The following is a 26,659-nucleotide window of genomic DNA, read 5'->3' as shown; positions in this document are numbered from 1 at the left end:
GTAGCGGTGGCCACGGCCGGCGTCGAGGCGCCTATTTCGGCTTCGGCCCTTGCACGACGCGCACCAGGTCGCCCGGCCGGAACCACTTCTTCACGGCTGCCTGGATCTGTTTGGCATCGATGGACTGGTAAGCCCGGGCCGCGCGGTAGGGCTCGTTCAGCGGCTGGTCGAGTTCGACGCGTGACAGCAGCCCGTAGCCGATCGAGTCGGCGCCGGCTTCGTTGAGCGGCACCTGCCGGATCAGGCCGGCGCGGGCGCGGTGCAGTTCGTTGCTGGAGACCGGTACCTTGGCCATGCGCACCAGCGCCTGGCGAATCAGCTTGTCGGCTTCGTCGACCTTGTCCGGGTCGCTGCCATACTGGAAGGCAAGCTGGGTCCGGGTGCGCGAGGTATCGAGGCCCGACGACACGTAATAGACCAGCCCGCGCTGCACGCGCAGTTCGCGATACAGCCGGCTGGCGAAGGCGCCGCCGGTGAGCACCTGGTTGGCCATCTTCAGGGCACGATAGTCCGGCGCGTTGGGGGTCAGCCCGAGGGACTCGGCGAGCTGGACCGTATCCTGCGATTGCGACTTGTCGGGGACGTGGTGGAAGCTCGATTTATTGTCGCCGATCTTCGGCAGGGTCACGTCCGGCTTGGGACCGTGGGCCTGCCAGTCGCCGAAGGCACCGGCCACGGCCTTTTTGGCCCGATCGGGGCTGATGTCGCCCACCACCACGATCGTGGTCAGATCGGGGCGGAATACCTTGTGGTAATAGGCGGTGACATCGCTGTAGGTAAGCCCGGCGATCGATTTCGGCGTGGCGAAACGCAGCGCCGGGTCACCCTTCGGCAGGATGCCCTTTTTCATCGCCTGGTTGGCCTTGAAGTCCGGGCTGGCGATGGTGCCGGCCTGGGACGCCGCCGCGCGTTGCTGCAGGCGTTTGAAGGCAGGTTTGGGCAGGGCCGGGTGCAACTCGTTCTCGGCCAGCAGGTCGAGGCCCTTGTCGAAATGATCGGGCAGCACGGTGAGCGAGAAGTTGGTGCCGGCCGAGGCCTGGGCGCCGATGGCGTCGAGTGCCGCCTGGTAGGCCTTGCGATCGTGCCGGGTGGTGCCGAAGTCGAGCAGTTCGGAGACCACATCGCTCACGCCTTCCTGGTTCTTCGGCGTTTCCAGATCCGGCTCGTTGCGGATATGGCCGTAGACGTGCACCGCATGGACCGAGTTCGACGGCACCGTGATCAGCTTCACGCCGTTATCGAGCGTGGTTGCCACCGGTTTGATCGATTGCGCTGGCGTGGTGATCTTGGATAGCGGTTTGGCCGCCCAGTCCGGCAGTTTCACGTGGCCGACGTTCTTCGGCGAGAACGATTCGCTGCCGCCATAGCCGCCGCCGGTCTGCGGCGCGCCCGAGCCTTCCGGCTTGAGAATGGCCAGCACGCTCTGGTCCGGCTGGACCAGTTTGGCCAGCATCTTGTTCACGTCGGCCGCGGTGACGTTCTTGATCGCGGCCAGCTGATCGGCCGGCGATTGCAGGTGATCCACCGCCACGGCCTGGGTCCAGCGATGCGCCAGCCCCGAGATCGAATCGCGCGCGGCGGTGTCCTGGGTGACGAGCTGGCGCTTGGCGGCGGCGACCTGATCGGGGCTGATGCCGTGCTTGGCGATATTGCCGAGAATCGAGCGCATTTGCTTGACCAGCGCATCGGCATCCGCGCCCTTGGGAAACACGACATAGCTCACGCCGATCGAACCGAGCGCCGCCGGCAGGGTGGTGTAGCGCGCGGCCAGGCTCTTGCCGCTGGCCACCATCTGCGTGTAGAGCGGGCCGCGCGGATTGTTGAGCACGCTGGCCAGCACTTCGGTGGTGGCCATGGCCTGTGCATTGCGGCTGCCCGGCGCCCGCGAGCCGATCAGCGCGAAGCCGTAGCCGCTGTCGGTGGGCATGTGGATGGTCTTGGATTCGATCTTGCCGGGTTTGACCGGCTTGCGTTCGGGCAGTTTCTTGGACGGGATGCCGCCGAACAGATTCTTGGCCTCGGCCAGGATCTTGTCGGCGTCTACATTGCCGGCGACCACCAGCACCGCATTGTTCGGCGCATACCACTGGTCGTGGAAATGCTTGAGCATCTTGGCGGTCGTTTTGTTGAACGACGCGCGCGTGCCAAGCGCATCATGCGAGTAGGGCGTGCCCTGGTAGAGCGCTTCGCGCATGCGCTTGATCGCGACCTGGATCGGCGACGACATGTCCTGGCTGACTTCCTGCTCGATCGCGCCGCGCTCCTGTTTCCAGTCGGCGGGCTTGTCGAGCACGCTCTTCATGCGCTCGGCGTGCAGCCGCAGGGCCACGTCGGTGAACTGATTGGGGACGGTGAAGTAGTAGGTCGTCGAATCGTTGGTCGTGAACGCGTTCGATTGGCCGCCGAGCGCGGCGCTGATGCCGGCGATCTGCTGTGCCGACAAACCCTTCGCGCCGCGGAACATCATGTGCTCCTGGGCGTGGGCCATGCCGGGAAAGCCCTTCGGCGCTTCGCGCGAGCCCACCTTGTAGGTGAGCATCGTGGTCGCCACCGGCGCCAGGCGATCCGGCACCACGATCACCTGCAGGCCGTTGTCGAGCGTCTCGCGGGCGACCTGCGTGTGGCTCGGTGAATCGGCGGCACTCTTGGCCGGCGGCGCGGTTTGAGTCGAGGACGTATCGGCCCAGGCGGCCTGGGCGCTCGCCGCCACGACGGCCGCGGCGATCGGTAGAACGCACTTGAACATCAGAATTTTCCCTTGTGAACCGGTTGCCCGACGCATGAATCACCACGGTGTATCACGAAGCCCTACTAACCCGGCAAACGATCAGGGCTTCGGGCCGAGGATATCGGTCTGGGTGTCGCCGTGTGGCATGCCTTCGTGAATATCAGTCCTGCCCTTGAGCGTCACGCGTGACAATACCCGACGTACCGCAAACCCCGAGGCTGGCCATTTTCGTCGGCGTCCAGTTGTACGACCGCCGTGAGGCCGAGCGATGGGGCAGCGCCGGCGCGCGCCGTTGCGCGCAGGCTCAAAGACGCGACAGCAGCTCGGTCTTTTTAGCCTTGAACTCATCCTCTGTGAGCAGGCCGCGCTCGCGGAGCTCGCCGAGACGTTCGATGGCGGCGATGATATCGTCGCCGCCACGCCGGTTCGATGACGATGACGGCCCCGTGGAAGGCTCGTCCGTCTTTGTCGTCGGATTGTCGATCGGGGTCAGCGAGGCGAGATCGATGGTGCCGTTCTGGCTGGTGAACTGGATGTTGCCATGGCTGTGGCCCTGCTGCTGCGCCACCCCCGTTATGCGGTGATCGCCCGTATCGAAGATCTGGAGCTGGCCGTGCCGCATCAAGGCCAGGCGGTGCTGGTCAGCGAACCAGGCATAGTGCAGATCACCCTGGCTGCCGGTCGCGGTCGGTGTGCCCAGGTATTCCGGCCAGGCCGGCGCCCCGGCCTGCGGGCTGCGCTCGGTCAGCGGGCCGTCGGCTGCGTAGACACCGGCGATCTCGCTGCATAGGGCGTCGACCCGTGCCCGCAGGCTGTGGTTGAAGGGCTCGCTGAGCATGATCATGCCACCCTGCATCCATTGGCCCGGGCCGCCGAACTCGGGATGATCGAACGCCGCCATGCCGCCCCAGCCGGCGTCGACCGTACGGATCATGTGGCGGACGGCGTCTCTGCTGAAGCCGTGCCGCTGGGCCAGATCCGCGGCGATCTGCTCGGTATGGGGTTTGAGGCGGGACATGGTGCGTCGCAGCGGGTTCTGATCATCCCAGTGTAGGGACGATCGAGGCGCGGCGCGATGCTTTCGCGCCGCACCGGCCAGCTCAGACGCCGCCGTCGACGTCGAGAAAGGCGCCGGTGGTGAACTCGGCTTCGCTGAGGTACAGAATCGCTTCGGCGATATCCTCGGGCGTGCCGACGCGGCCGAGCGGAATCCGGGCCGCCGCCTGTTGCGGCTTGTCCGGCTGGCCGCCGCTGGCGTGGATTTCGGTGTCGATGACGCCCGGGCGCACGGCATTGACGCGGATATTCTCGCTGGCGACTTCTCGCGCCAGGCCCTCGGTGAAGGTGTCGATCGCGCCCTTGGAGGCGCCGTAGTCTATATACGTACCGGCGCCGCCGCCCCCGCCGGCGTGGCTGGCTGCGGACGACACGTTCACGATCACCCCGCCAGCGCCGCCGTGGGCGGTGCCCATGCGCCGGATCGCCTCGCGGGCGCAGATAAACGGGCCGACCACGTTGATCTTCATCATCCGCTCGACGCGCGCCGCGCTCATATCGGCCACCGCGCTCGGCTTGTCCACGATGCCGGCATTGTTGACCAGCGCGGTGACCGGGCCGAGACGTTCATCGACCGCCTCGAACAGGGCCACCACGTCGTCCTCGTTGGATACATCGGCCTGCACCGCGATGGCGCGCCCGCCGTCCTTCTCGATCGCCGTGACCACGGCTTCGGCCGCTTCCCGATTGCCGCGGAAGTTCACGGCCACGGCATAGCCGTATTTGGCCGCCATCAACGAGGTCGCGGCACCGATACCCCGGCTGCCGCCGGTGACGATCATCACTTTATCCATGAGATGGGTCTGGTTTGGTTTGATCGCGCCAGACTAAGCCAGTGGTGTCGGGCTGACCAGCACACGCCGCGACATCTCAGACGCCGCGCCAGAACATGACGGCGGTCATGGCGGCGCCGATCGCCACAATACCGATGCGGTGCCAGCGTGGGTTGATCGTGTCACCGGCAGTGGCGCCGACCCATCCGCCGATCAGCGCGCCGCTGGCCATGAGGGCCGCCAGGCGCCAGTGCACGAGCCCGAACGCAGCGTAGGTGATCACGGAAATAATGGTCAGCACGGCCGAGGTGACCGCCTTCATCGCCACCGAGGACAACAGGCGCTTCTGGCCCAACAGGCCGAGCACGGCAATCATGATGATACCGACGCCGCCGTTGAAGTAGCCGCCGTAGGCACAGGTGAGATACAGCCCGGGTACCGCCACCCAGCGCGGTGCGCGGCGGTCGCGGGTCGCCCGTTTGATCCAGGGCCCGGCGGCGAAGATCAGCGTGGCCGCGGCCATGAGCCAGGGTACGATTGCTGCGAATGCACGGTTGCCCGTCGCCAGCAGCAAGGCTGCGCCGCTCACCCCGCCAGCCGCGGCGATTGCGATCATGGCGGCCAGGTTCAGCCCCGGCGGGGCCTCGACACTGCGCCGCAGGCGAAACAGCGTGGTGACGTAGCCCGGTAGCACCGCGCTCGCGCTGGTAGCGTTGGCGGCGGTGGGCGGCAGGCCGTAGAACAGCAGGGCCGGCAGGGTGATAAAGCTGCCGCCGCCGGCCAGGGCGTTGAGGGCGCCGGCGGCGAGTGCGGCGCCGAAAAGCAGGATCCATTCCATGGCGTGTCCCCGATGTCCAGAAAGCGGCCAGCGCCGCCGTGCCGGAAAGCTACGGATTCCAAGGGGCGGTGCCGACACGTCAGCCTTGGCCTTGAATCCCGCATGAGTTGGCCACGATTATGCCCGGTCTGTTTGAGGGCGCGAGCGCGCGCATCGAGGCCGCGCTCGATCTGGCCCGGATTCCCCGGGATGTCGCCCGTCGGCGGGCTCAGCCGGATGCCACGCGCATTGACAACGCGGCTCCGTGCGGCCGGATATTCTCGCCAACGTCGGCGGGGTGCCGGTAAGCCACGTCGAGTGGGGGGGGGGGGAGTCGCCAGGCCCGGTACTCGGACGACTCAGACCGTCGCCGCGCGGCTCGACGATCGCATGGTCGAAGCCACCCGGCCCCGGCCGACTGCGCCAAAAACGACGGCGTCGACCTGCGCAACGCGGCCTGCATCATGGCGCTCGAGACGATCAACCAGCCCACCGCGACGGCCGGCACCGGCGAGTTCTTCCGCGCCGGGCGGGGAATTGAAATAACGCGGGCACGAAGCCGGGCGTGCGTGATGGCTGTGATTTTTGCGTCGCACGCCATGCGAGCCTCGCGATCGTGTTCACGGGCCGTTACGACTTATGGAGTGTATGGCGCCACGCGCGCCTTGCGTATATTAAATCCAGGATGCGTACATGTGTACGCTTTGTGAACATCAACCTGGAGGCGGGCCCGCGGCGAATGCATCCGGGGCTCGGCGATGTACGCCATGCGACACGATTCCCGATACGAAACCTTCATCGTTGGCCTGATGTTTCTAACCTGGGGCACGGTTTTTCTGGACCGTATGGCCGAGCTCTATCTGGCCCCGTTCATTGCCAAGGACTTTCATCTCAGCGCCGGCCAGATTGGCGAGCTGGCCAGTATTCTGGCGATCACCTGGGCGGTGTCGTCGTTTGTCTTCGGTGCCGTTTCCGACCGCTTTGGCCGCAAGCCGGTGCTGGTGCCGGCAGTGTTCGCCTTCGCGGGGCTTTCCTGGTTGTGCGGCGCGGCGCGCAACTTCTTCGACATGCTGATTCTGCGCGGCGCCGTGGGTGTCGCCGAAGGCCCGTGCTGGTCGGTGATGAACACGCTGGTGGAAAAGGCCTCGCATCCGAAGCGACGTGGCCGCAACACGGGGATTGTCGTCTCCGCGGCCGCGCTGATCGGTTTTGCGGTGGCGCCGGTACTGACGACGCAGATCGCTTCCCGTTTCGGCTGGCGCTGGGCATTCGTGGTGGCCGGTGCGCCGGGTGTGATTCTGGCCATCGTGATCTGGCTGTTCGTGCGCGAGCCCCGCGACGCCGGTCAGGTCGAGGCCGCAGCCTCGGCGCCGGTCAGGCCGCGGGTGCGCGACTTCCTGGCCTTGCTCAAGTACCGCAATATCCAACTGGCCGCGATCGGTAACATCGGCTTCGTCGGCTGGTTGATTCTCTACAACACTTTTTGTCCGCTCTACATCATTCATGTAGCCGGCCAGCCGCCGACGACCGCCGGCTTTCTCATGGGCGCCGCCGGGCTGGGCAGCTTCTTCATCGGCTGTGCGGTCGCCACGGTGTCCGATTGGATCGGCCGGCGGGCGACCCTGCTGGTCTCGGCACCGCTTTGCACCGTGCTGCCGCTGATCCTGCTCTGGCCGCCGATGTATGGTCATCTCTGGTTGTTGGCGGCCGTATTGTTCGTCTCCCAGGCGGGGCAGGCGGTCGCGGCGATCGTCATGGTGCTGGTTCCGACCGAAACGGCGCCGCCGAACATGGCAGCGGCCGCGATCGGTGTCGTCACCCTGTTTGGCGAGATCGTCGGCGGTGCGGTGGCGCCCACGGCAGCGGGCGACCTGGCGGACAGTTTTCCGTCGCTGGGCCTGGCCATCCCCTTGCTGATGGCGGCGGCCGGTTCGATGCTGGTCTTCGTGGTCGCGTTGTTTATGAAGGAAACGGCCCAATTTGCCCAGCGTCGAGATGAGCTGGCAGCCGCTCATACATAGCTCGCGCGTGTTCGCGCCATGGATTGCGAGTGGTTTTCGTGCCGGGCGGCCGCGGTGATGAGCCGTATTAATGAATACAGCGAATGGCTGCCACGCCGCTTGGCGCGAATTGTGCCGACAGCGGGCGATGAATGACGCGACCGCGCAACGCATGTGTGTGCCGTATATCGGCCGCGTCCATCGATAATCGACGGCGCCTGGCGTACGCGGGGTGAAGAGCCGCCGGTTGAGCTATGGCGGCCATTGAGCCAAGGGCGGCGGCGGGCAGGCCTGTCATCGATTGGTACGGGCGATCCGATGCCCCGGTTCTATAGCTTCAGGGCATGACGGCCGTCTGCAATCCCGCGTTCTTCATTGTTGTTTCTTCAAGATCGTCTTCATCAGTTTGCCGCTGGCATTGCGGGGCAGTGCGTCGATAATGTGGAAGCGTTTCGGCACCTTGTAGCCGGCGAGAAGCGTCTTGCAGTAGCGGGATAGCGCGTCGGGATCGAGGCGGGCGCCCGGGGCCGGCACGATATAGGCATGCCCGACTTCGCCCCAGGTGTCGTCCGCTACGCCGACGACGGCGGCCTCGCTCACATCGGCATGGCCGAGCAGGGCGTTTTCCACCTCGGCCGGAAAGACGTTTTCCCCGCCGGAGATGAACATGTCCTTCTTGCGGTCCTTGATGGTCATGTGCCCGCGGGCATCGGCCTGGCCGATATCGCCGGTGCGCAGCCAGCCATCGCGGGTGAACGCCCGGGCGGTTTCCTCGGGACGGTTCCAGTAGCCCGGCGTCACGTTGGGGCCGCGCACCAGAATCTCGCCGGGTTCGCCCGGCGCGACATCGTTTTCTTCCGCGTCGACCAGGCGGATCGCCACGAACGGCGGCGGCAAGCCGACGCCGCCGGCGGTTTGGTCGATCAGCCCGGGCTCAAGCGGTACGTGCATGATCGTTCCGGCCTCGGTCATGCCGAAGCCATTCGAGACCTGAATACCGCGTTCGAGCCACCAGCGCACCTGGTATGGCGATATCGGCGAGCCGCCGGTGAACAGGGCCCGTAGATGATGCCAGCGCGAGGGTTTGAAATTGGGCTGCTCGGTGAGCATGGCGGCCATTTTGGGGACGCAGAAGTAATGCGTGGTGCCGGTGTCGGCATCGGCGAGTAACGCGTTGGTGCGCTGGGGGTCGAAGCCCGGCGCGATATGCAGCGCGCCGCCGAACAGTAAGGGGGCCCGGATGCTCGGCAACAGGCCGATGACGTGGAACATCGGCGCATCGCACAGGAACACGCTGTTCCGGGATACATGGCCGATGATGCCGAAGTTGACGGCGGTCGCGTAGATATTCTCGCCGGTGATCATCACGCCTTTCGGTCGGCCCGAGGTGCCCGAGGTGTAGAGAATGATTTTCGTGATATCGCCCGGCAGTGGCGCAAGGCGTGGTGATGGCGGGCAGGCCGCGATCTCGCCTGCCAGATCGGTCGTGTCAATCGCTTTGGCACCCGCGGGCAGGGCGGGCTGCTGTTCCCGCGGGTCCATCGCGACCAGTCGGGGCTGGCAATCCGCCAGAATCGTGGTCAGTTCGGCCGTCGACAGTCGATAGTTCAGCGGCACGAAAATCGCGCCCAACCGTTCGGTGGCCATATTGAGGATGAGTAGATCGGCGCTGTTGCGCGCGATCACCGCGATGCGCTCGCCGGCATGGACGGCGGGCTGTTGTTGCAACCAGGTGACCGCCTGCTGGATATTGCGGTCCAGTTCGGCATAACTCCAGCGCCGGTCGGTGGCGATGTCCCGGCAAGCGAGGCGCTCGGGTTGTCCGCGGGCATGCAGGGCGATCGGGTCGGGTGTGTCCCATTGCGACATGGCGTGTGTCCCTATTTCTTCGATGCGGTCGACGGGCCGTACTCGTCTGGCGGCAGTCCGCCGGCGCCCGGGGTGACGGTTGGTCAAACCGGGTCGCCCCGGCTTGTCTGGCGGGCTCCGGCGCCCCCCGGGCGGCACGCCGAATGGCAACCAGACGCGGGGGCGAACGCTATGCGAGGTTGTCGCGGCTCAGCTCCGTCGATAGCTCTCCAGGCCGGGCTTGATCGATTTGTCGTCAAGGAACTGCTTCAGCCCCTGTTCGCGGCCATGCTCGGGATCGCGATGGCTGGACTGGTCGATCTTGGCGTACAAGTAGTCTTCGTTCTGTTCCCAGGTCAGTTCGCGGCAACGCTTGAAGCCAGTCTTGGCATAGCGCAGCGCGACCGGGTTCTTGTCCACGAGCAGGCCCGCCAGTTCGGTGACGGCGTCGCGCAACTGTCCGATCGGGACGCTGCGGTTGACCAGCCCCATCGCGGCGGCTTCGGTGCCGGTGAAGGTTTCGCCGGTCATGATGTAGTACAGCGCCTCGCGGTGGCCGATGGTATCGGCCAGGGCCTTGCTGACCAGGTTGCCCGGCGGGATGCCCCAGTTGATCTCGGACAGGCCAAACACGGCTTCATCCGCGGCGATGGCCAGATCACAGGCCACCAGCGGCGAGAAGCCGCCGCCGAAACACCAGCCGTTGACCATGGCAATGGTGGGCTTGGCGTACATGCGCAGCAGTTTCCATTGCCACTGGGAACAATCACGACGAATCCGCTCCTGGACGATCTCGGGCTGGGCATCGATCTCACGGAAGTACTCCTTGAGATCCATGCCCGCCGTCCACGACTCACCGGCGCCGGTGAGCACGACGACGCGGGCATCGCCGTCAAGCTCCAGCGTTTCGAGTACATCGATCATCTCCCGATTGAGCGTCGGGTTCATGGCGTTGCGCTTGTCCGGGCGGTTGAGCGTGACCCACGCAATCCCCGATTCATCGACGTCCACCTGTACGGTGCTCCAGCGGTCCTTGTAATCGCTCATAAGTCCTCCTGTTTGAATGCTTCATGGTTTCACGACAAACAAGTTATTTAATATAACTAATACGTCGTATGCATGCGACCCTGCTGTTTTTGCGGCAATCCAGCGTTGGTGCTGTATTACGTAGAATGACTACGCCACGTTCGCGACGCCTCGTCTTGCCGCTCCTGGTAATTTTTCAGGAAGCGCCTGGCGCGGACTCGCACGAAACGGCAACAGGCCCTAGTCTTCCGCACGCCATGCGTTTTTTGTCGAGACCGCGATGACCGATCCCTTACCTGCATCCCCTGCCCTGACATACGTCTGCCGGCTGGAGGTCGACATCGGCGTGCCGAGGGATTTCGGTGTTAATCCGCAAGGACGTCGGCGGTTCGTTCCGATCGATGGCGGGCGCGTCGTCGGGCCGTACTTGAATGGGCGGATACTGCCGGGGGGCGGTGACTGGCAAACTGTGCGCAACGACGGCGTGGTGGATCTGCGCGCTCAGTACGCGATCGAACTCACCGATGGCACGCTGGTCGAGATGGACAACGCCGGCCTGCGGCATGCCGATGCCGGCCCTGGCCAGGGCCCGGGTGAATCAACGACCTACTTTCAGACCAGCGCGCGTCTGAATGTTGCGGCGGGCCCGTACGAATGGTTGACGCGAACAGTTTTCGTGGCGGGGGCCGAACGCTTCGCCTATCAAGTCACGGTCGAATTGTTCGCGGTCGGCAACGTTTTCATGTGAGCGGAGGGCAGAGGTGAATCGAAATTTGGCATCAAAGCGGCGATCGTCGACCGGCGGGGGCCGGGACGAGGCTTTGGATGACAGCGGGCTGCGTGAACTGGTCGGTTACCAGCTCAAGCGCGCGGACCTGGCCATGCAGAAGCTTTTCGCCCAGGAGATTGGCGAGCCGTTTCAGCTGCGCCAGATCGAGTTTTCGGTGCTGGTGCTTCTGGCCTGCAACGAACGCCTCACGCACAAGCGGGTCAGTGCGGCGCTGGGCGTTGCCCCATCGAATATGGTGAGCGTGATGAGTGCGCTGGAGGCGCGTGGTCTCGTGATACGCCGCCGGAATCCCACCGATGGTCGATCTTCCTTCTGGCAGATCACCGAAGCGGGCGCGACGCTCGAGCACCGCGCTGTACTTGCGGTGCGCGCAATGGAAATGACCCGTTTCGGCATCAAAGACGAACAAGCGCGTCGCGATCTCGCGGGCTCGCTTGACAGTCTCTGGGCAAGCGAATAGCTATGTCCCGCGCGCCGACTTGAGCAGACTCGCCACGGTGGTCAGCACGAGCACGCCGACGATGATCGACAATGACAGCCAGATCGGGATCGCGGGGATCGCGGTTACGGGTTGCCCGCCGTTGATGAAGGGTAGCTGGTTGCCGCGCAATGCTTCGAAAATCAGTTTGATGCCGATGAAGCCGAGGATCGCCGCCAGCCCCAGCGACAGATAGACCAGCCGGTTGAGCAGCCCGCCGAGCAGGAAATAGAGCTGGATCAGGCCGAGCAGGGCGAAGGCGTTGGCGGTGAACACGATATAGGGCTGCTTGGTAAGCCCGTAGATCGCCGGAATGGAGTCGAGTGCGAACAGGATATCGGTGGCGCCGATCGCGATCATGACGATCAGCATCGGCGTGATCAGGCGCTTGCCGTTCTTGACGATCGTCAGCTTCGACTGGTTGTACTCGTCGGTGGCCGGCAGATGGTTCTGTACGGCGCGCACGAGGAAATTGGGCTCGTATGTCTCGCTCTGCTCGTGTGAGGACATCGCCACGCTATAGGCGGTGTAGAGCAGGAACAGCCCGAAGATATAGAACACCCAGGAGAAATGCTCGATTGCGGCGGCGCCGAGCGCGATGAAGATCGCCCGCAGGACCAGCGCGATGATCACGCCTACCAGCAGCACCTTCTGCTGGTAGGCCTTGGGGACATCGAACGCGGCCATGATGATGACGAAGACGAACAGATTGTCTACCGACAGGCTTTTTTCGGTCACGTAGCCCGCCAGGTATTCGACGCCGTGATCGTGGCCCCAGACGAACCAGAGGCCGGCACCGAAGACGAGCGCGATGATTACGTAGAAGATCGACCAGCCGCCGGCCTCCTTCGCGGAAGGTTCGTGCGGCGTGCGCACGTGGGCGAAGAAATCGAAGATGAGCAGGGCCGCGATACCGGCGATGGTGGCGGCCCAGACCCAGACAGGTACGTCCATAGAGTAGTCTCTTTACGCTGACTTACGCGCGTTCGGTACGCGCGTGGGCAGCTTACGTGAGCATAACGGCGCGTGCAGTCATGCTTTCTTGATAGGCTTGTCGCGCGGGGATTCTCGTTGTCCGGCAAGCGGTTTATCCTAATGCTGATGAATACCGCCCGCTCCGACTCTCATCGCTGGATCTGTGTGTACTGCGGCTCGCGTGACGGTGTCGATGCGCGTTATCGCCAGGCCGCTGGTGTGCTCGGCACCGTCCTGGCCCGGGCCGGTATCGGGCTGGTCTACGGTGGCGCGCGCGTCGGCCTCATGGGCGCCGTGGCCGATGCCGCGCTTGCCGCCGGTGGCGCCGTGCTGGGCGTGATCCCGCGCGGGCTGGCCGACCGCGAGGTGGCGCACCACGGGGTCAGCGAACTGCGCGTTGTGGAGACCATGCACCAGCGCAAACTCGCCATGATCGAGGCCGCCGACGGTTTCATCGCCATGCCGGGCGGTTTCGGCACGCTCGAGGAGTTGTTCGAAGTATTGACCTGGCACCAGATCGGTTGGCACGACAAGCCGGCCGGCCTGCTCGACGTGGCCGGGTTCTATCAACCGCTCATCGCCTGCATGAATCACATGCGCGACCAGGGCTTCGTCGGCCCCGAGCATGTCTCGCGCATCGCCGTGGCCGAGAATGCCGAATCCCTGGTCGAACAGGTGATCGCCCGACTGCCCGGCGCAGCCTGACCCGGTGGCCCGCCCGATTGCGCCGCCCGAGGCGCTGCGTCATGACCTCAATGCCTTCGTCGCGGTGGATGTGGAAACCGCGAACGGCGATGCGGGCAGCATCTGCCAGATCGGTTTCGCGCGGTTCGCCGACGGGCGGCTGGTGGATAACTGGTCGTGGTTGGTGCATCCGCAGACGTATTTCTCGGCCGGCAATATCGCAATCCACGGCATCCGCCCGGGCGATGTCACCCACGCCCCGGACTGGGCGGGCATCCATGATGCCGTGGCCGCGGCGCTGACCGGGCAGATCGTGGTCTCCCACACGGCCTTCGATGTGACCGCCATCACGCGGGCCTGTCTCGCGCACGGCTGCCCACCGATCGAAGCACGCTGGCTGGATTCAGTGCGCGTGGCGCGGCGCGCCTTCCCCGAACTCAAGAGCCGCGGTGGCCATGGCCTGGCCAGTCTCAAACGGCATCTTCGTTTGCAGTTCGCGCACCACGATGCCGGCGAAGACGCCCGCGCCGCCGGCGAAGTGGTGACGGCCGCCGTCGCGGCCACCGGGCTGAGTGTGACCGACTGGCTCACCGCGGCCCACCGGCCGACGGCTGTCGCGGTCACCGAACGAGATCAGCGCCCCGGGGGCTGACGGGGCCGCGCCGTGTGAAACGGCAACAGGCCCTGGAAAGGCAGCGCGGAACGTTCTTGTAACAGATCGATGGCTTCATTGATCTGCTCGACCGATAACGCTTGCCGGCCTGCCGGGCGATCGCGGCGCGTGATTTTCTTGAGCCTATTGATCGTCGGGGCGGCCGGTGTCCACGCTATGGCGGCTCGTATCGATGGTCAGACGGCCGTTGTGAATACGCGAGACGCAGGCGCACATGCGTTTTTCGGATTTTTTCTGGCGGGTGCTGTAGAACACGTCTCGATGATCGAGGTCACCGGTATGGTCGAGCACATCGATGGTGCACAGGCCGCATTCGCCGTGTTCGCAGTCGTAGAGAATGTCGTCGATACCCTGCGCTCGAAGCGCCTGCAGTAGCGATTGTTCGCGGCCGACCGTCAGCGTGACGTCGCGATTGGCCACGCGTACGTCAAACGGTGTATCGGGAAATCGGCCACTGCTGGCAAACGTTTCGAACCGGAAGCGATCATGGGGCCGGCCGCTGGCCAGCCACTGGCCGAGGAAATCCTCGCGCAGGGATTGCGGGCCGCAGATGTAGAGTTCGGCCTGCGGGTCCAGGTTTGCCAGCGCTTTGCGGGGGTCGAGGCGCTGGTTGTCTTCAGTCACAAACAACGTCAGCCGGTCGCCCAGCCATTGCTGGAGTTCTTCCACGAACGCGAGCTGGCTGCGCGAACGCGCGGTATACAGGAGCCGGACGTTCGACTTGTTCCGGAGCAGTGCCCTGGCCATGCCATAGATCGGCGTGATGCCGATGCCGCCGGCGACCAGCAGGACTTCCGGCGCGCGATAGGACAAGGGGAAGCGATCCTTGGGTTCGGACACGCGCAATTGTGCGCCGGCCTGCAACGACCATAGATACCGCGAGCCGCCATGGCCGTTGGGGCGATTCTTGACCGCGATACGATAGCGGCCGCCCTCGCTGGCGTCGCCGACCAGCGAAAAGGAACGGTACTGTGGCTTGTCGTCGACCAGGACTTCGACATCGAGATGACTGCCGGGTTGATGCGGCGTCACACCGTCGGCGGGTTCGATTTCGAACAGTCTGACGTCCGTGGCCACGTCCCGGGTCCGGGCCAGGGTCGCGGTGGTGAAATATTGATGGGTGGCCATGGAGGGCTCCGAGATGGGTTACGCGTTCTTGACCAGTTGCAGGCCGGGTAAGCGGTGTTCCGCGCGGTCGTGATCGAGCACGATTTGCAGGTTGCGCCTCGCACACCGTGAATGTTCACGTGCCAGAGCTTCAGCCCGGCTGCCTTCACCGGCTTCGATCGCCTCGAGCATGCCGTGATGCTGGTCCTGTGCCACCGTTATGATGTGGTGCGCTTCCGGAATTGCGGCCTGGGCCATCACGAAGGCATTGGGCGAGGCAAATGGCAGCCGGACGATACGGTTGAGCGATTCGGCGATCACCGGGCTCCCGGCCAGGTTCAACAACTCGCTGTGAAAGCACTCATTGCCTTCCGTATAAGCCGCGAAGTCATCCTCGTTCAGTTCGCTCTTTGCCAGCACATCGTCCAGTTGCGCCACCGCGCGCGTCAGCGGCCCGAGAGCCGCGCGTGTCGGTCGAGCCTCGGCGGCGAAGCGGGCCGCCACGCCTTCCAGCGTGCCGCGCAACTCGATCGCATCGAACAAGTCTTTTTTCGAGAACGTGCGAATCTGGTAGCCGCCGGACGGGAGGGGCTCGATCAACCCTTCATGCTCGAGCTTGACCAGCGCGACGCGTATCGGCGTGCGGGATACAGCGATGCGATCGACGAGCATGGGTTCAGACAAGCGTTCGTCGATCGACAACTCGCCTTCCAGGATCATTTCCCGCAGGCGCAATAATGCTTTAGTGCTCTGCTGCACGAGTCGCTCCTAGCCGGCTGCGGCGGTTTGATCGACAGGACGAATCGCGGGCTCGGCCGCCAGCCGCTGCTCGATCAGACGACGCGCCCAGAGGGCGCCGGCATCGATATTCAAGTGATAGAACGGGGCGCGGCTATTGCGCTTGATTGCCGCCTGCTGCGCTTCGAGCACTTCCACGTCTTGTTCATACACGCCGGACTCACCGTTGACATGGGCCGTGTGTAGATCGTCGGTCCACTGGGGGTCGTCGATATGGTGGTCGCGTACGAAGTTCCAGAAGTAGTGACAGGTCGTTTCGGTTTCCGGCGTGATCGCCGCCAGGAAATAGCCGGTCACCCCCTTGGAACGGTCGCCTTCCGGGGCGCCCGTGCCGGCCTCGGCGACCCCGACATCGCCCACCACGGTGGACGGGGCTTCGAACCGGATTTGGTGCCAACGATCCACCGGCACATCGCGGCCAAGCTGCCAGGCCCAGAACGGCGGCGCATCGTTGTTCAGCATCCAGCGCGTCATGGTGACGAACTGCTCGTCATGCTCGACCTCGAAGGGGGTGCGCGTGATGGCATCGTGGCCGATGCTGCCGGCATGCACGAAGGTCTCATGGGTCAGATCCATGAGGTTGTCGATCAATAAGCGATAGTTGCAGCCCAGGCTGTAGAAGGTGCCGCCGCGACCGGCCAGCGCCGGATCGTCATTCCAGTGGAAATCGGGCACGAGGTCGGGATCGGCCAGCGCCGGATTGCCCGTCCAGACCCAGACCAGGGCGTGGCGCTCCACGACCGGAAAATGCCGCACACAGGCCGACGGATTGACCGTCTCCTGGGCCGGCATGTACGTGCAGCGGCCATCGCTATCGAATTTCAGGCCGTGATAGCCGCACATCACCTGATCGCCATCGAGCTTGCCCATCGACAACGGCAGCAGCCGATGCCAGCAGGCATCCTCAAGGGCCGTGACCTCCCCATCGGTTTTGCGGTAGAGCACCAGATCGCGCTCGCAGACCGTGCGGGCGGTCAGGGCATGCTCGACCTCGTGGCCCCAGGCCGCGGCATACCAGGCATTGCGGGGATAGCTGCGTTCGGTCTCCGACATCATCGGTCTCCTCCGGTATCGCAAGCGATATCGGCTGTATTCAGAATGTATACAGGTTGATATCGAAATTACCGCGCGACGTCAAAACCGTCTACAGAAGTATGCTTTTAATGTGTTTATCTAAAACAATTAGTTAGCCAACTATTTCGGCCTTTTTGCCTGATTTTTTAAGACCAAAGTACTAAGCCGTGACCTGGTCCTCGCTCTCGGACTCTTGCAAATTGTATACACAAGCCGGCTTGATCGGCAGGCCATGGTGGCGTGACCGCAGCTGAAGTGGGGGTAACGGGACGCGACAGCTGTTGCAGGCCGCATTCATATCCCGCTCCGGCGCCGTTTATCGCCGCGAGCGGACGAAAGGCGGGCTATGCTAGCCGCGCAAATATGGCGGCTGTGCCGGACTCGGCATGATGCCCCTGGCATGGGCTCTGCCAGCTTTTGTATTCGAGGTGGGCGATCACGGGAATTTGTCGCTACGACTATTAGTTTACGACAAACGGCGAGTTGTATTGCGATCACGTCTCGCCGATATTTGTTCGCATCGCGTAACGTGATCCGTATTGCGAACATGAGTATTGCTCATCGGATCTCCTCTCGGCGCGACAAAGGATGCGTCCCGCACCTTGGGAAGGGCGGGACTTGAGTGCGAATACGGCGTGCACCGTGATGCCAGCCGGTCGCTAGAAATCAGCAAGTCAGAGGGGTATTCAGCACATGAAAAACACAATGCGACTCCACAGCGCCGGAAACGAATCAGGGCATGTCGCGGGAATGAGGGCCGGGTTGCCGGTCTTGTACAGCGCCTCGGTCGCAGCATTGACGGCCCTTTCTTTTCTGAGCGCCCCGGCGCTGGCCAGTGAAGGCGGCGCGACCCACTATCCAACCGACATCAACACCATTGGCGCCGCCTATGCCCCGCCGCCGGGTACGCTCGAGCTGTACAACTACACCACCGCGCAGTGGAGCCATACCCTGGCCAATAACCACGGCAACGAAACCGTGCCCGGGTTTTCGTTTCATGCGGATGTAGACGCGTTGCGCACGCTTTATACCTTCAAACAGCCGATCGGTCCGTTTCATTTCGTCCTGGGCGGCGTTCTCAACATCAACCATTTGAAGCTGGATGTCGGGCCCGCCTCCCGCTCGGTGACGAATCTGGGCGATATCGATGCCGAGACGTTGTTGTCCTATCACACGCCGGACCATCGGCTGTTTCTCTTGTTCGGCCTGGATACCTATGCCCCGACTGGCCGCTACAACAAGACCAAGTTGATCAGTACCGGTCTGAATTATTGGTCGTTCGATCCGAACGTCGTGTTCACCTATCACGCCACCCGCAAAATCACCTTCAACGGCCAAGCGCTGCTGGAGTTCAACACCGAGAACAACGCGACCCACTACCAGTCGGGGGATATGTTCAATCTCGACTATGGCATGAATTACCGTGCCTTTGCCGATCGCCCCGAGTCGTCATTTGTTCATCATCTCGGTTTCGGCATCGTCGGAAACTATCTCAAGCAATTCACCGACGACACGGTGGACGGAAACACGGTGGGGCCGGGCGGTCATCGCGGCGAGGAGTTTTCCATCGGGCCGCAGGTCTCCTACGACTGGCGCTTCGGTGGCATTGCGTTCAAGTTCGAACACGATGTCGTGGTGCGCAATCGGCCGAGTATCAACGCGGTCTGGGTTCAATTCGCGGTGCCGCTGCTGGGGGCGCCCAAGCACGGCTAGCGGTCACCACACGGGTCTTGTCACCACGGGCGGCGGCCCACCGGCCGCCCGCGCTTTTTCCGCCCGGTGGCGGTGCGCAAGGTCGGGCTATGCCCAGACCTTGCGCGCGGTTTCGACCACGCGTTCGAGTTTGGCCCACTGGTCATCCTCGGTGAGCGCATTGCCTTCGACCGTGCTGGAAAAGCCGCATTGCGGGGAGAGGCAGAGCTGGTTGAGATCGACGTAGGCCGCCGCTTCGTCGATACGTTTGGCCAGGGCGTCCATCGATTCCAGTTCGGGCGTCTTGGACGAGACCAGGCCGAGCACGACCGTCTTGTTATCCGGCACATGCCGCAACGGGGCGAAATCGCCGGAGCGCTCGTCGTCATATTCCAGGAAATAGGCGTCCACCGCGAGTTCATTGAACAGCACTTCGGCCACCGGCTCGTAACCGCCCTGGGCGAACCAGGTGCTGCGATAGTTGCCGCGACAGAGATGAATGCCGACGGTCAGGTCGTCGGGCCGGCCGGTGAGTGCTGCGTTGATCAGTTCGGCATACTGCTTCGGCAGGGTGTTGGGGTCCTCCCCGCGCTCCTTGGCAGCTGCGCGCATGTCCGGGTCGCAGAGATAGGCCAGGTTGGTGTCGTCGAGCTGGATATGGCGACAGCCGGCGCGGTACAGCGCATCGATCTCGTCGCGGTAGCAGGCGGCCAGATCGTCGAAGAAGGCGTCCATTTCCGGATAGGCCTCGATATCGATTGCCGCCCGACCGCCGCGGAAATGCACCATCGTCGGCGACGGGATGGAGACTTTGGGGATGGCGCGGGCTTGCGAGGCCAGAAATTCGTAATCGGCAACCTGGATCGGGCGGGCGTGGGACAGCTTGCCCGTGACCGATAACTGCGGTGGCGTAAAACCGTCTGCGGAGGCCTTGGCGCTCTTGTTGGCCGCGATGCCGCCGGTCACGGAGACACCGTCGAGCTGTTTCAGAAAATCCAGATGGAAATAGGCGCGGCGGAATTCGCCGTCGGTGACATCTTGCAGCCCCACGGACTCCTGCTTGCGTACGGCATCGGCGATAGCCCGGTCTTCGACCTCGCGCAGGGCGGCGGCATCGATCTCGCCGTTGGCCAGGCGCTGGCGGGCTTCGAGTACGGCCTGCGGGCGCAGCAGGCTGCCGACGTGTTCGGCTCGAAACGGGGGATTGATATGACGCATGGGATTCTCCTGTGGGTCGCCTACGGTTCGAGTTTGGCGAACGGCAGGCCGACGTAGTTTTCCGCGATCGTCGTGCGACCGGCCTTGGAATTCAAGTAGTAGCCGAGTTCGGCCTGCTGGATGCGGGTGTCGAAGTCTTCGGTTGCCGAGAACTTGTGCAGATTCGTGGTCATCCACCAGGAGAACCGCTCGGTCTTCCAGATTCGTGATAAACACGTTGCCGAATAACATTCGAGCAGGTCGGTCCGACTATCGTCGTAGATGCGCCGGAACAGGTGATAGGCCGTGTTGACGTCCGCAATCGCAAGGTTCAGCCCCTTGGCACCGGTCGGCGGCACGATATGGGCGGCATCGCCAAGCAGGAGCAGGCGGCCGTGCTGCATCGGCTCGGTCACAGAACTGCTCAGCGGCGCGACCGACTTGTCGATCGACTCGCCGGTGACGAGCGTATCGGCTACGTTCTGTGGCAAGCGGCGCTTGAGTTCGGTCCAGAATTCGTCGTCGCTCCAGTTGTCGGGCGATTCCGTATCGGCGACCTGAATATAGTAGCGGCTGCGGGTGGGCGAGCGCATGCTGCACAGGGCAAAGCCGCGCTCATGGGTGGCGTAGATGAGTTCGTCGGCCACCGGCGGCGTGTCGGCCATCACGCCCAGCCAGCCGAGCGGGTATTTGCGCTCGAAGATCTTGAGCCGATCCGCTGGAATACAGCCGCGGGAAACACCGTGGGAACCGTCGCAGCCCGCGATATAGGCGCAGTCGAGCCGATATTCGTGACCGGCGTGCTCGAAGGTGACATACGGTGCATCGGTATCGATCGCATGCGGCTGGACGTTGTCGGCTTCGTACCAGGTGGTCGCGCCGATGCCCTCGCGGGCGTTCATGAGATCGCGGGTGACCTCGGTCTGTCCATAGACCGTGACATGCTTGCCGTCGGCCAGTTCGGGCAGGTCGATGCGGACGCGCTCGCCGGCGAAGGCGATGTCGAATCCGGTGTGGACGAGCCCGTGGGCGTCGAGGTTGTCCGACACGCCGGCCTCGCGCAGCAGATCGACCGTGCCCTGCTCCAGCACGCCGGCGCGAATGCGGCCGAGCACATAGTCGGCCGACCGGCGCTCGAGAATTACGTTGTCGATCCCGGCGTTGGCCAATAGCTGGCCGAGCAACAGCCCGGACGGGCCGGCGCCGATAATGGCGACCTGGGTTTTCATTTTTTCTCCCGTGGTAGCGTCGGGGGCATGAGCCCGGCGGCAGCGTTCGCGTGTTGTCGTGCTAGAAGTCGAAGAACACGGTCTCGTCACGGCCCTGAAGACGGATCACGAATTCGTAGACCGGCTCGCCGTCTTCACTGTCCTCGACCCGTGACGCGATCAGCGTGCGCCGGCGCTCGGTCGGCACTCGGTTGAGAAACGGACAGACCGCGTTGGCCTCGCCTTCATCGTCGAAATACAGCCGCGTATGCAGATGGATGTTGATGCCGCGGGCGAAGATCATGAGGTTGATGTGCGGCGCCATCTCCGGGCCGTCGGGATGGGACAGGCGGCCCGGCTTGATGGTGGTGAACGACCACCAGCCGGCCTGGTCCACGCCCATGCCGGGGGCAGCCCGGCCGAGACTGTTGAAAGCGTTGTCGAAGGAAAAATCCGTGACGTAGCGCCCGTGCGCATCGGCCTGCCAGGCCTCGACCAGCACGTCGTCCACCGGCACCTCATTGCCGTCGAGGACCAGGCCTCTGATATGCATGCGCGGGCCATCGGCGTCGGCCCTGGCCATGACGTTGACGATCTCGTGCTCGCGCTCCGGCAGGCCGGCCACGTTCAGGGCCAGGCCGATATGCACGTAGGGCCCGGCGGTCTGCGACGGCGATTCGCGCAGGAACACGCTTTCGGGCTCCAGCGGCTGGCGGTGGTTGTACTGCTGCATGGCGGGCTCCTAGAAGTTCTCGAAAAAGGTCTGCAGTGCGCCGCGGGTGACGATGTCGAAGCGATACACGAGACAGTCGAAGGAGCGCGAGCGGGCCATGTCGAGCCGCGAAGTCAGCGTTTCGATGGCGTCGGCATCGCGGATCGTGTTCACGATCGGACAGAAAGGAATCAGCGGGTCGCCCTCGAAATACAGCTGGGTAATCAGCCGGGTCGAGATCGATGGCCCCATCACCGAGATATGGATGTGGGCCGGTCGCCAGGAGTTCGGGTCGTTCGGCCAGGGGTAGGGGCCGGGCTTGATCGTGCGAAAGCGATACCAGCCGCCTTCGTCGGTGACCGTGCGGCCAACGCCGCCGAAATTCGGATCCAGCGGTGCGGCATAGCTGTCCTTCTTATGCCGATAGCGGCCGCCGGCATTGGCCTGCCACATCTCGACCAGCGTATGCGGCACCGGCTTGCCGAATTGATCGATTACCCGGCCGTAGACCTGGATGCGTTCGCCCACCGGCAGACCGTCGCGGTCGGTGCTTTCGCGGTAGTTGTTGAGCAGGTCGTTGTCATAAGGCCCGAGAGCCAGGCTTTGAAAATCCGGACCGGTGATTTCGGAGGCGCTCGGGGTCTGAATGGCCATCAACGCCTGGCGCGGTGAACGGGCAACCGAGGTCTTGTAGCCGGGCGCATACGCGGGTGGATGCCAGTTCCGGTCGCGCATGACGAAGGCGGTGTGTTCGTTGGCTGCCATTGGATCGTTCCTCTGCTCCGGGGTGGCCGGAAGCCCTCGGCCGTGGAGAATCGAAACTGCCGTGGCGGGCGAGCCGCGCCAATTGAAAAGTACGCTGCCTATATACCCGTCTGGTTATGTGACCAGGTTGTTGGCCCAGTTCACACCGGGGTATTCGGCGGCGGTGGATCGCAGGCAATCGCAGAGCTGGCGGGCTGCGAGCGACATCGGCTGGCTGCTGTTCACGGCGAATCCGACCGAGCCCCCGCGAATCTCCACCGGCGAGTCGACTACGACCATTTGATAAGTGGTTACGGGCGCCCGGGCCGTGTCGGCCGGGGTCACCCAGACCGCATCGCTGCGCAGCACATAGGCCTGCGACAGCGGCAGCGAGAGGGTCTCGATGGCGTGGGGCGGGTCGATCGATTGCTCCACCCAGTATCGCTCGACCTGTTCACGCAGGGTGGTGCCGCGCGGCGGGATCACCCATGAGTAATGGGTGAAGGTTTCGAGGCTGGGCGCGCCGCGGGTGTCCAGCGCCGGATGGCCGGAGCGGACCACCACGATCATCGGCTCGTAGTACAGATGTTCGAAAGTCAGGTCACGGATTTCCTGGGCTTCGCTCATGCGGCCGATCACCAGATCGAGCTCGCCGAGCCGCAGCCGGGTGAGCAGGGCCGCACTCGTGCCCGTGTCTACTTCGACTCTCAGATCCGGTTGGCCGCGATGCAGCGCGGTCAGCGTCTCCGGCAGCAGGCCGCCTTCGACGTTGGACAATGCGCCGATACGGATCACGGTTTCCGGCGCTTCGCTGCGCACCGCCTCGATGCCTTCGTCGATCGAGCGCAGGGCCGGGGCGGTATAGCGCAGGAGGGTGCGGCCCGCGGGGGTGAGTGTTACGCCGCGCGGGCCGCGTTCGAACAGCACCACGCCCAGATTCGTCTCCAGTTCGCGGATGGTCTTCGACATGCCCGGCTGGGTGATCGACAGCGCCTCGGCCGCCGAGGCGAACTGGCCGTGCCGGGCGACCGCCGCGAAGGCGGCCAGATGGCGCAGTTTGATCGGCGAGTGGATCATGGCGTTCAGCGTAATGTAATCGGGCGGTCGTGCCGTGCACTGTGCGCGGCCGCCTCTCGGCAGCGACAGCGTTGCGGGCGGATGGGCCGTAATGGCTGGAAACGACCGCCGATGCCGTCAGGGCGAACCGAGCATCAGGATGGGCTTGAGGGTTTCGCCCTTCTCGCTATCCGCGGCGGCCTGATTGATTTCCTCGAAATCGTAGTAGCGTACGAGTTTGTCGAACGGGAACCGCCCTTCGAGATAGAGATCGACCAGCTTGGGAATGAAAGTCCGGGCCACGCTGTCGCCTTCGACGATGCCGCGAATCTGTTTGCCGCCGATCAGCAGGTCGTTGACGTCGAAATGGGTCTCCTCGCCGAGCGGCGGGGCGCCGACCGCGCCGATGACGCCGCGTTTGCCCAGACTGTCGATGCCCTGGCGAAACACGCTCGTGTTGCCGGTGGATTCAACCGCGTAGTCGACACCACCGCCGCTGACTTTGCGGATGGTCGCCACGGGGTCCTCGTTGCGGGCGTTGATGACGTGGGTGGCCCCGAGTTCGCGAGCCAGAGCCAGCCGGGATTCGATGATATCCACGGCAATGATTTCGGCGGCCCCGGCGACCCGGGCGGCCATGATCGCGGACTGACCGACAGCGCCCGCGCCGAATACGGCGATCCGGCTGCCCGGCGCCACTGCCAGGGAATTCATCACCGCGCCGGCTCCGGTCTGGATGCCGCAGCCCAGGGGGCCGAGCAGGGCCAGCGGGGCCTCATCGGGCACGCGGACCGCATTGTTTTCCCGACACAGGGCATAGGTCGCGAACGACGACTGGCTGAAGAAATGATCGTTGACCGGCGCGCCATGATCGTCGGTCAGCGCGTGTCCGCCGTCCGGGCCGGCGCCGCCGAAGTTGCGGGCAAAGAAGTCCTTGCAGTAGCTCGGCGCACCGTCGTCGCAATTGGCGCAGTCGCCACAGTGGCCATAGGAGAGCACGACATGGTCGCCGGGTTTCAGGTGGCCCACATCCGGGCCGATGGCCTCGACCACACCGGCGCCCTCATGGCCCAGTACCGCCGGTAACGGGACGGGATAGAGCTGGTCGCGCACAATCAGGTCGGTATGACACAGGCCGGTGGCGACGATGCGCACACGCACCTCATCGCCGACCGGGGCGCGCAGATGCAGGGTCCGGATATCGAAAGGCGCCCCGCGGCTGGGGGTCACGGCGGCCCGCACTGTCCGGGGTTGGTTGCTGTCGGTCATGGTGTACTCCGTGATTGTCTGTCGTCGCTGGCGATCACGCCGACCACGCCCACGGCACGGCGCCCGGCCAGACTGAGTCGACCGGGCTTGGACGGCACGACTTCGCCATGACTTTGCGAAGGCAGGCTCGTGGTTTGGTTAAGACTCTTGATGCTGTTCTGGGTTTCGAATTCGGCCTGGCCGCGGGGCGAAGCGCTTTCGTGACCGAGCCAATCCACGGTGCTGGCTTGCCTCGTTTCGGCCAGTTCGGTTGCCCGCCGAAATGCCGCCGCGTGCTGCTCGCAGGGTCGGGCGGCCCAATCGCGTTGGCGCCGGCATGCGGTGGCGGCTGATGTGGTCACTTGTGCCGTGCTGGCGCGGCCGACCGTGCCGAGGCGCCGGCCGGTCACGGGCGACAGCGTGTCCGGACTGGATCGCCAGTCGCCGTCGAACAGACAGCCGTTCCAGTCGATCTCGGCAAATAAATCGGCATGGCGCATCGGGGACGTCTCGGGCTCGTGCGCCTCTCTCATGGGCAGAGGCGTTTAGTTATGGCCTGTAACGATATCCTCGTGTCCACTATCGGACCATCATCCGAAGGATTGAGCTGCCGTTGCTACGACCGGCAGGCGTGCCGCCTCCGGTCATGGCGTCAGGCGGTTGTGTCGGATTCGCCGATCGCTTGCCCCCAAGCGTGTTGCTTGGCCAGTTTGAACGCATGGTTGGCGGCTGGCACGCCCGCATAGATGGCCACATGCATCAATGTCTGGCGCAGCTGGGCCTCGGACAAACCGATACGCTTGGCGGTCTCCAGATGCAGTTCCAGTTCGCCGTCGCGGCCGAGCGCGGCGAGCACCGCCAGGGTGATCATGCTGCGCTCGGGCCGGGTCAGATCGGTATTGCCCCAGAGCTCGCCCCAGGCCAGACGCGTGATCATGTCCTGAAAGGGGGCGTCCAGGGTGGTCGCATTGTTCGAGGCGCGCTCGACGTGCTCGGCGCCCAGTACCGACTTGCGGATCGCCAGACCGTCGTCGTAGCTGGCCGGCGCTCGCGTGCTACCGGCCGAGAGCGCGTCGCCCAGCCACGCGACGAAGCGTTCCGGCGCTTCGACGGCCGGCACATGGCCCACACCGTCGAGCACGGTCTGTCGGCTGTCCGGCAGCTCATGGGCAAGGGCCGATAGTGTGTCTGGCGGGGTTGCGCCGTCATCGGCGCCGGTCAGCAGATGCACACAACGGTCGACGCCGTTTAGGTTGCCGCGGAAATCGGCCTCGGCGAGCAGTTCGCACAGCCGGGCATAGGATTCGTCGTCGCCGCGGGTAAGCTGGGTCTGCCAGCCGGAAACTGATGCCGGATGGGCTGTCTTGAAGATCGGGCCGAACCAGCGATCGACCAGTTCCGGCGCCATGGCGGCCAGTCCTTCGTCGCGTACCCGGGCGGCGCGCTGATGCCAGAGGTCCGGCTGGCCGATGACCGCGCCCGTATTGGTCAAGGCAATCCGCCCGAGACGCTGGGGCGCCCGGCGCAGGAGGGCCTGGCCGACGACGCCCCCGATCGAGGTGCCCACGAAATGCGCGCGTTCGATATTCAGCGCATCAAGCAAGGCCACGGCCTCGCCCGCCAGATCGTCGGCGGATAGCGCGCCGGCCGCGGCCGCACTCGCGCCATGACCCGGCAGATCCCAGGTGATTAGCCGGAAACGGCCGGCCAGGGCGGAGATCACCTCGTCCCAGACGGCCTGGGTCATACCCAGCGGATGGGCCAGGAGCACCGCCGGCGCGGATTTCGGGCCGGTGTCGCGATAGGCGACGGCGCGGCCTTGGATGTCGACGAATGGCATGGGGCCTCCGAAAGTTGTGATCGTTCGCGTGTTTCCTTCTTCATTTATCCACAGATGGACGCAGATTCACGCAGATCGAAAAAAGAAGATGCGGACAGGGCGGCCCACGCCTCCATCGGTGGTCATCTGTAGACG

General features: G+C 64.4%; 24 protein-coding genes. 6 read left to right on the top strand and 18 right to left on the bottom strand.

The annotated features are described in order from the left end of the window. Positions 1–31 precede the first annotated feature (31 nt). From SALB1_RS05310 to SALB1_RS05295, 4 genes are all read right to left on the bottom strand, one after another. Complete coding sequence (locus SALB1_RS05310; protein WP_158590635.1) at positions 32–2,746, bottom strand: pitrilysin family protein; 2,715 nt, start codon at positions 2,744–2,746, stop codon at positions 32–34. Positions 2,747–3,032: 286 nt separating this feature from the next. Then, on the bottom strand, positions 3,033–3,746 hold the full coding sequence (locus SALB1_RS05305; protein ID WP_109992910.1) for an SHOCT domain-containing protein: 714 nt from the start codon (positions 3,744–3,746) through the stop codon (positions 3,033–3,035). A gap of 82 nt (positions 3,747–3,828) precedes the next feature. Then, the gene (locus SALB1_RS05300) at positions 3,829–4,578 is read right to left on the bottom strand and encodes an SDR family oxidoreductase (protein ID WP_109992909.1); all 750 of its coding nucleotides are present in this window, start codon (positions 4,576–4,578) and stop codon (positions 3,829–3,831) included. A 76-nt stretch (positions 4,579–4,654) separates the two neighbouring features. Continuing rightward, positions 4,655–5,395, bottom strand: coding sequence for a sulfite exporter TauE/SafE family protein (locus tag SALB1_RS05295; protein WP_109992908.1), 741 nt, complete (start codon positions 5,393–5,395; stop codon positions 4,655–4,657). A gap of 746 nt (positions 5,396–6,141) precedes the next feature. Between SALB1_RS05295 and SALB1_RS05285 the strand changes: the two genes are divergently transcribed. Then, positions 6,142–7,395 (top strand): MFS transporter, encoded by a 1,254-nt coding sequence (locus SALB1_RS05285; RefSeq protein WP_109995287.1) that lies wholly within the window; start codon positions 6,142–6,144, stop codon positions 7,393–7,395. A gap of 351 nt (positions 7,396–7,746) precedes the next feature. On the opposite strand, the gene SALB1_RS05280 is transcribed toward SALB1_RS05285, so the two are convergent. Together SALB1_RS05280 and SALB1_RS05275 are read right to left on the bottom strand one after the other, a co-directional pair. Continuing rightward, positions 7,747–9,243: an AMP-binding protein gene (locus SALB1_RS05280; RefSeq protein WP_109992906.1), complete on the bottom strand. Its 1,497-nt coding sequence runs from the start codon at positions 9,241–9,243 to the stop codon at positions 7,747–7,749. 189 nt (positions 9,244–9,432) lie between these two features. Continuing rightward, complete coding sequence (locus tag SALB1_RS05275) at positions 9,433–10,269, bottom strand: p-hydroxycinnamoyl CoA hydratase/lyase (RefSeq protein WP_109992905.1); 837 nt, start codon at positions 10,267–10,269, stop codon at positions 9,433–9,435. Between the two features lie 259 nt (positions 10,270–10,528). Between SALB1_RS05275 and SALB1_RS05270 the strand changes: the two genes are divergently transcribed. Together SALB1_RS05270 and SALB1_RS05265 are read left to right on the top strand one after the other, a co-directional pair. Continuing rightward, positions 10,529–10,996, top strand: a complete 468-nt coding sequence (locus tag SALB1_RS05270) for a DUF3237 family protein (protein WP_109992904.1) — start codon at positions 10,529–10,531, stop codon at positions 10,994–10,996. A 73-nt stretch (positions 10,997–11,069) separates the two neighbouring features. After that, a complete protein-coding gene (locus SALB1_RS05265; RefSeq protein ID WP_109992903.1) occupies positions 11,070–11,498 on the top strand; it encodes a MarR family winged helix-turn-helix transcriptional regulator in 429 nt (142 codons plus the stop codon). Here SALB1_RS05265 and SALB1_RS05260 read toward each other — a convergent pair whose 3' ends face one another. Continuing rightward, positions 11,499–12,470 carry a TerC family protein gene (locus SALB1_RS05260; protein ID WP_109992902.1) on the bottom strand — a complete coding sequence of 324 codons (972 nt, stop codon included), beginning with the start codon at positions 12,468–12,470 and terminating at the stop codon, positions 11,499–11,501. It abuts the gene before it with no gap. A 147-nt stretch (positions 12,471–12,617) separates the two neighbouring features. Here SALB1_RS05260 and SALB1_RS05255 point away from each other — a divergent pair, with 147 nt between their 5' ends. Then, a complete protein-coding gene (locus SALB1_RS05255) occupies positions 12,618–13,196 on the top strand; it encodes a TIGR00730 family Rossman fold protein (protein ID WP_109995286.1) in 579 nt (192 codons plus the stop codon). Between the two features lie 4 nt (positions 13,197–13,200). Then, positions 13,201–13,827, top strand: a complete 627-nt coding sequence (locus SALB1_RS05250; protein ID WP_109992901.1) for an exonuclease domain-containing protein — start codon at positions 13,201–13,203, stop codon at positions 13,825–13,827. Between the two features lie 144 nt (positions 13,828–13,971). Here the strand turns inward: SALB1_RS05250 and SALB1_RS05245 are convergent, their stop codons facing one another. The 3 genes from SALB1_RS05245 to SALB1_RS05235 are packed head-to-tail and all read right to left on the bottom strand — an operon-like array spanning position 13,972 to position 16,806. Continuing rightward, on the bottom strand, positions 13,972–14,976 hold the full coding sequence (locus SALB1_RS05245; RefSeq protein ID WP_109992900.1) for a PDR/VanB family oxidoreductase: 1,005 nt from the start codon (positions 14,974–14,976) through the stop codon (positions 13,972–13,974). An 18-nt stretch (positions 14,977–14,994) separates the two neighbouring features. Then, positions 14,995–15,714: a GntR family transcriptional regulator gene (locus SALB1_RS05240; protein ID WP_199678702.1), complete on the bottom strand. Its 720-nt coding sequence runs from the start codon at positions 15,712–15,714 to the stop codon at positions 14,995–14,997. Between the two features lie 9 nt (positions 15,715–15,723). Then, a complete protein-coding gene (locus SALB1_RS05235; protein WP_109995285.1) occupies positions 15,724–16,806 on the bottom strand; it encodes an aromatic ring-hydroxylating dioxygenase subunit alpha in 1,083 nt (360 codons plus the stop codon). Between the two features lie 816 nt (positions 16,807–17,622). On the opposite strand from SALB1_RS05235, the gene SALB1_RS05230 reads away from it, so the two are divergent. Continuing rightward, entirely contained in the window at positions 17,623–18,540 is a 918-nt protein-coding gene (locus SALB1_RS05230; RefSeq protein WP_158590634.1) for a transporter, read from the top strand. An 87-nt stretch (positions 18,541–18,627) separates the two neighbouring features. Here the strand turns inward: SALB1_RS05230 and SALB1_RS05225 are convergent, their stop codons facing one another. The 8 genes from SALB1_RS05225 to SALB1_RS05190 all read right to left on the bottom strand — a co-directional run bounded on the left by SALB1_RS05225 (position 18,628) and on the right by SALB1_RS05190 (position 26,524). Continuing rightward, positions 18,628–19,737: a 5-methyltetrahydropteroyltriglutamate--homocysteine S-methyltransferase gene (locus tag SALB1_RS05225; protein WP_109992897.1), complete on the bottom strand. Its 1,110-nt coding sequence runs from the start codon at positions 19,735–19,737 to the stop codon at positions 18,628–18,630. 20 nt (positions 19,738–19,757) lie between these two features. Then, on the bottom strand, positions 19,758–20,945 hold the full coding sequence (gene pobA, locus SALB1_RS05220; protein ID WP_109992896.1) for a 4-hydroxybenzoate 3-monooxygenase: 1,188 nt from the start codon (positions 20,943–20,945) through the stop codon (positions 19,758–19,760). A 61-nt stretch (positions 20,946–21,006) separates the two neighbouring features. Then, positions 21,007–21,657 (bottom strand): protocatechuate 3,4-dioxygenase subunit alpha, encoded by a 651-nt coding sequence (gene pcaG, locus SALB1_RS05215; protein WP_109992895.1) that lies wholly within the window; start codon positions 21,655–21,657, stop codon positions 21,007–21,009. Positions 21,658–21,666: 9 nt separating this feature from the next. Then, positions 21,667–22,401 (bottom strand): protocatechuate 3,4-dioxygenase subunit beta, encoded by a 735-nt coding sequence (pcaH, locus tag SALB1_RS05210; protein ID WP_109992894.1) that lies wholly within the window; start codon positions 22,399–22,401, stop codon positions 21,667–21,669. Between the two features lie 114 nt (positions 22,402–22,515). Next, entirely contained in the window at positions 22,516–23,457 is a 942-nt protein-coding gene (locus tag SALB1_RS05205; protein WP_109992893.1) for a LysR substrate-binding domain-containing protein, read from the bottom strand. A 117-nt stretch (positions 23,458–23,574) separates the two neighbouring features. Next, entirely contained in the window at positions 23,575–24,705 is a 1,131-nt protein-coding gene (locus tag SALB1_RS05200; RefSeq protein ID WP_109992892.1) for an NAD(P)-dependent alcohol dehydrogenase, read from the bottom strand. Then, the gene (locus SALB1_RS05195) at positions 24,702–25,217 is read right to left on the bottom strand and encodes an aldehyde dehydrogenase family protein (protein WP_109992891.1); all 516 of its coding nucleotides are present in this window, start codon (positions 25,215–25,217) and stop codon (positions 24,702–24,704) included. The genes SALB1_RS05200 and SALB1_RS05195 overlap by 4 nt, the downstream gene beginning before the upstream one ends. 119 nt (positions 25,218–25,336) lie before the next feature. After that, complete coding sequence (locus tag SALB1_RS05190) at positions 25,337–26,524, bottom strand: alpha/beta fold hydrolase (protein ID WP_109992890.1); 1,188 nt, start codon at positions 26,522–26,524, stop codon at positions 25,337–25,339. Between the last annotated feature and the right edge of the window lie 135 nt (positions 26,525–26,659).

It is taken from the genome of Salinisphaera sp. LB1 (genome assembly GCF_003177035.1).
Lineage (GTDB): Bacteria > Pseudomonadota > Gammaproteobacteria > Nevskiales > Salinisphaeraceae > Salinisphaera.
This window is presented reverse-complemented; position numbering and strand designations above follow the sequence as displayed.

Excerpts from the sequence above, each read along its gene's own strand:
- SALB1_RS05205 (WP_109992893.1), bottom strand. The coding sequence starts at position 23,457 with ATGATCCACTCGCCGATCAAACTGCGCCATCTGGCCGCCTTCGCGGCG.
- pcaH (WP_109992894.1), bottom strand. The coding sequence starts at position 22,401 with ATGGCAGCCAACGAACACACCGCCTTCGTCATGCGCGACCGGAACTGG.
- SALB1_RS05200 (WP_109992892.1), bottom strand. The coding sequence starts at position 24,705 with ATGACCGACAGCAACCAACCCCGGACAGTGCGGGCCGCCGTGACCCCC.
- SALB1_RS05275 (WP_109992905.1), bottom strand. The coding sequence starts at position 10,269 with ATGAGCGATTACAAGGACCGCTGGAGCACCGTACAGGTGGACGTCGAT.
- SALB1_RS05245 (WP_109992900.1), bottom strand. The coding sequence starts at position 14,976 with ATGGCCACCCATCAATATTTCACCACCGCGACCCTGGCCCGGACCCGG.
- pobA (WP_109992896.1), bottom strand. The coding sequence starts at position 20,945 with ATGAAAACCCAGGTCGCCATTATCGGCGCCGGCCCGTCCGGGCTGTTG.
- pcaG (WP_109992895.1), bottom strand. The coding sequence starts at position 21,657 with ATGCAGCAGTACAACCACCGCCAGCCGCTGGAGCCCGAAAGCGTGTTC.
- SALB1_RS05235 (WP_109995285.1), bottom strand. The coding sequence starts at position 16,806 with ATGTCGGAGACCGAACGCAGCTATCCCCGCAATGCCTGGTATGCCGCG.
- SALB1_RS05285 (WP_109995287.1), top strand. The coding sequence starts at position 6,142 with ATGCGACACGATTCCCGATACGAAACCTTCATCGTTGGCCTGATGTTT.
- SALB1_RS05280 (WP_109992906.1), bottom strand. The coding sequence starts at position 9,243 with ATGTCGCAATGGGACACACCCGACCCGATCGCCCTGCATGCCCGCGGA.
- SALB1_RS05260 (WP_109992902.1), bottom strand. The coding sequence starts at position 12,470 with ATGGACGTACCTGTCTGGGTCTGGGCCGCCACCATCGCCGGTATCGCG.
- SALB1_RS05295 (WP_109992908.1), bottom strand. The coding sequence starts at position 5,395 with ATGGAATGGATCCTGCTTTTCGGCGCCGCACTCGCCGCCGGCGCCCTC.
- SALB1_RS05305 (WP_109992910.1), bottom strand. The coding sequence starts at position 3,746 with ATGTCCCGCCTCAAACCCCATACCGAGCAGATCGCCGCGGATCTGGCC.
- SALB1_RS05225 (WP_109992897.1), bottom strand. The coding sequence starts at position 19,737 with ATGCGTCATATCAATCCCCCGTTTCGAGCCGAACACGTCGGCAGCCTG.
- SALB1_RS05255 (WP_109995286.1), top strand. The coding sequence starts at position 12,618 with ATGAATACCGCCCGCTCCGACTCTCATCGCTGGATCTGTGTGTACTGC.
- SALB1_RS05190 (WP_109992890.1), bottom strand. The coding sequence starts at position 26,524 with ATGCCATTCGTCGACATCCAAGGCCGCGCCGTCGCCTATCGCGACACC.
- SALB1_RS05310 (WP_158590635.1), bottom strand. The coding sequence starts at position 2,746 with ATGTTCAAGTGCGTTCTACCGATCGCCGCGGCCGTCGTGGCGGCGAGC.
- SALB1_RS05270 (WP_109992904.1), top strand. The coding sequence starts at position 10,529 with ATGACCGATCCCTTACCTGCATCCCCTGCCCTGACATACGTCTGCCGG.
- SALB1_RS05195 (WP_109992891.1), bottom strand. The coding sequence starts at position 25,217 with ATGAGAGAGGCGCACGAGCCCGAGACGTCCCCGATGCGCCATGCCGAT.
- SALB1_RS05300 (WP_109992909.1), bottom strand. The coding sequence starts at position 4,578 with ATGGATAAAGTGATGATCGTCACCGGCGGCAGCCGGGGTATCGGTGCC.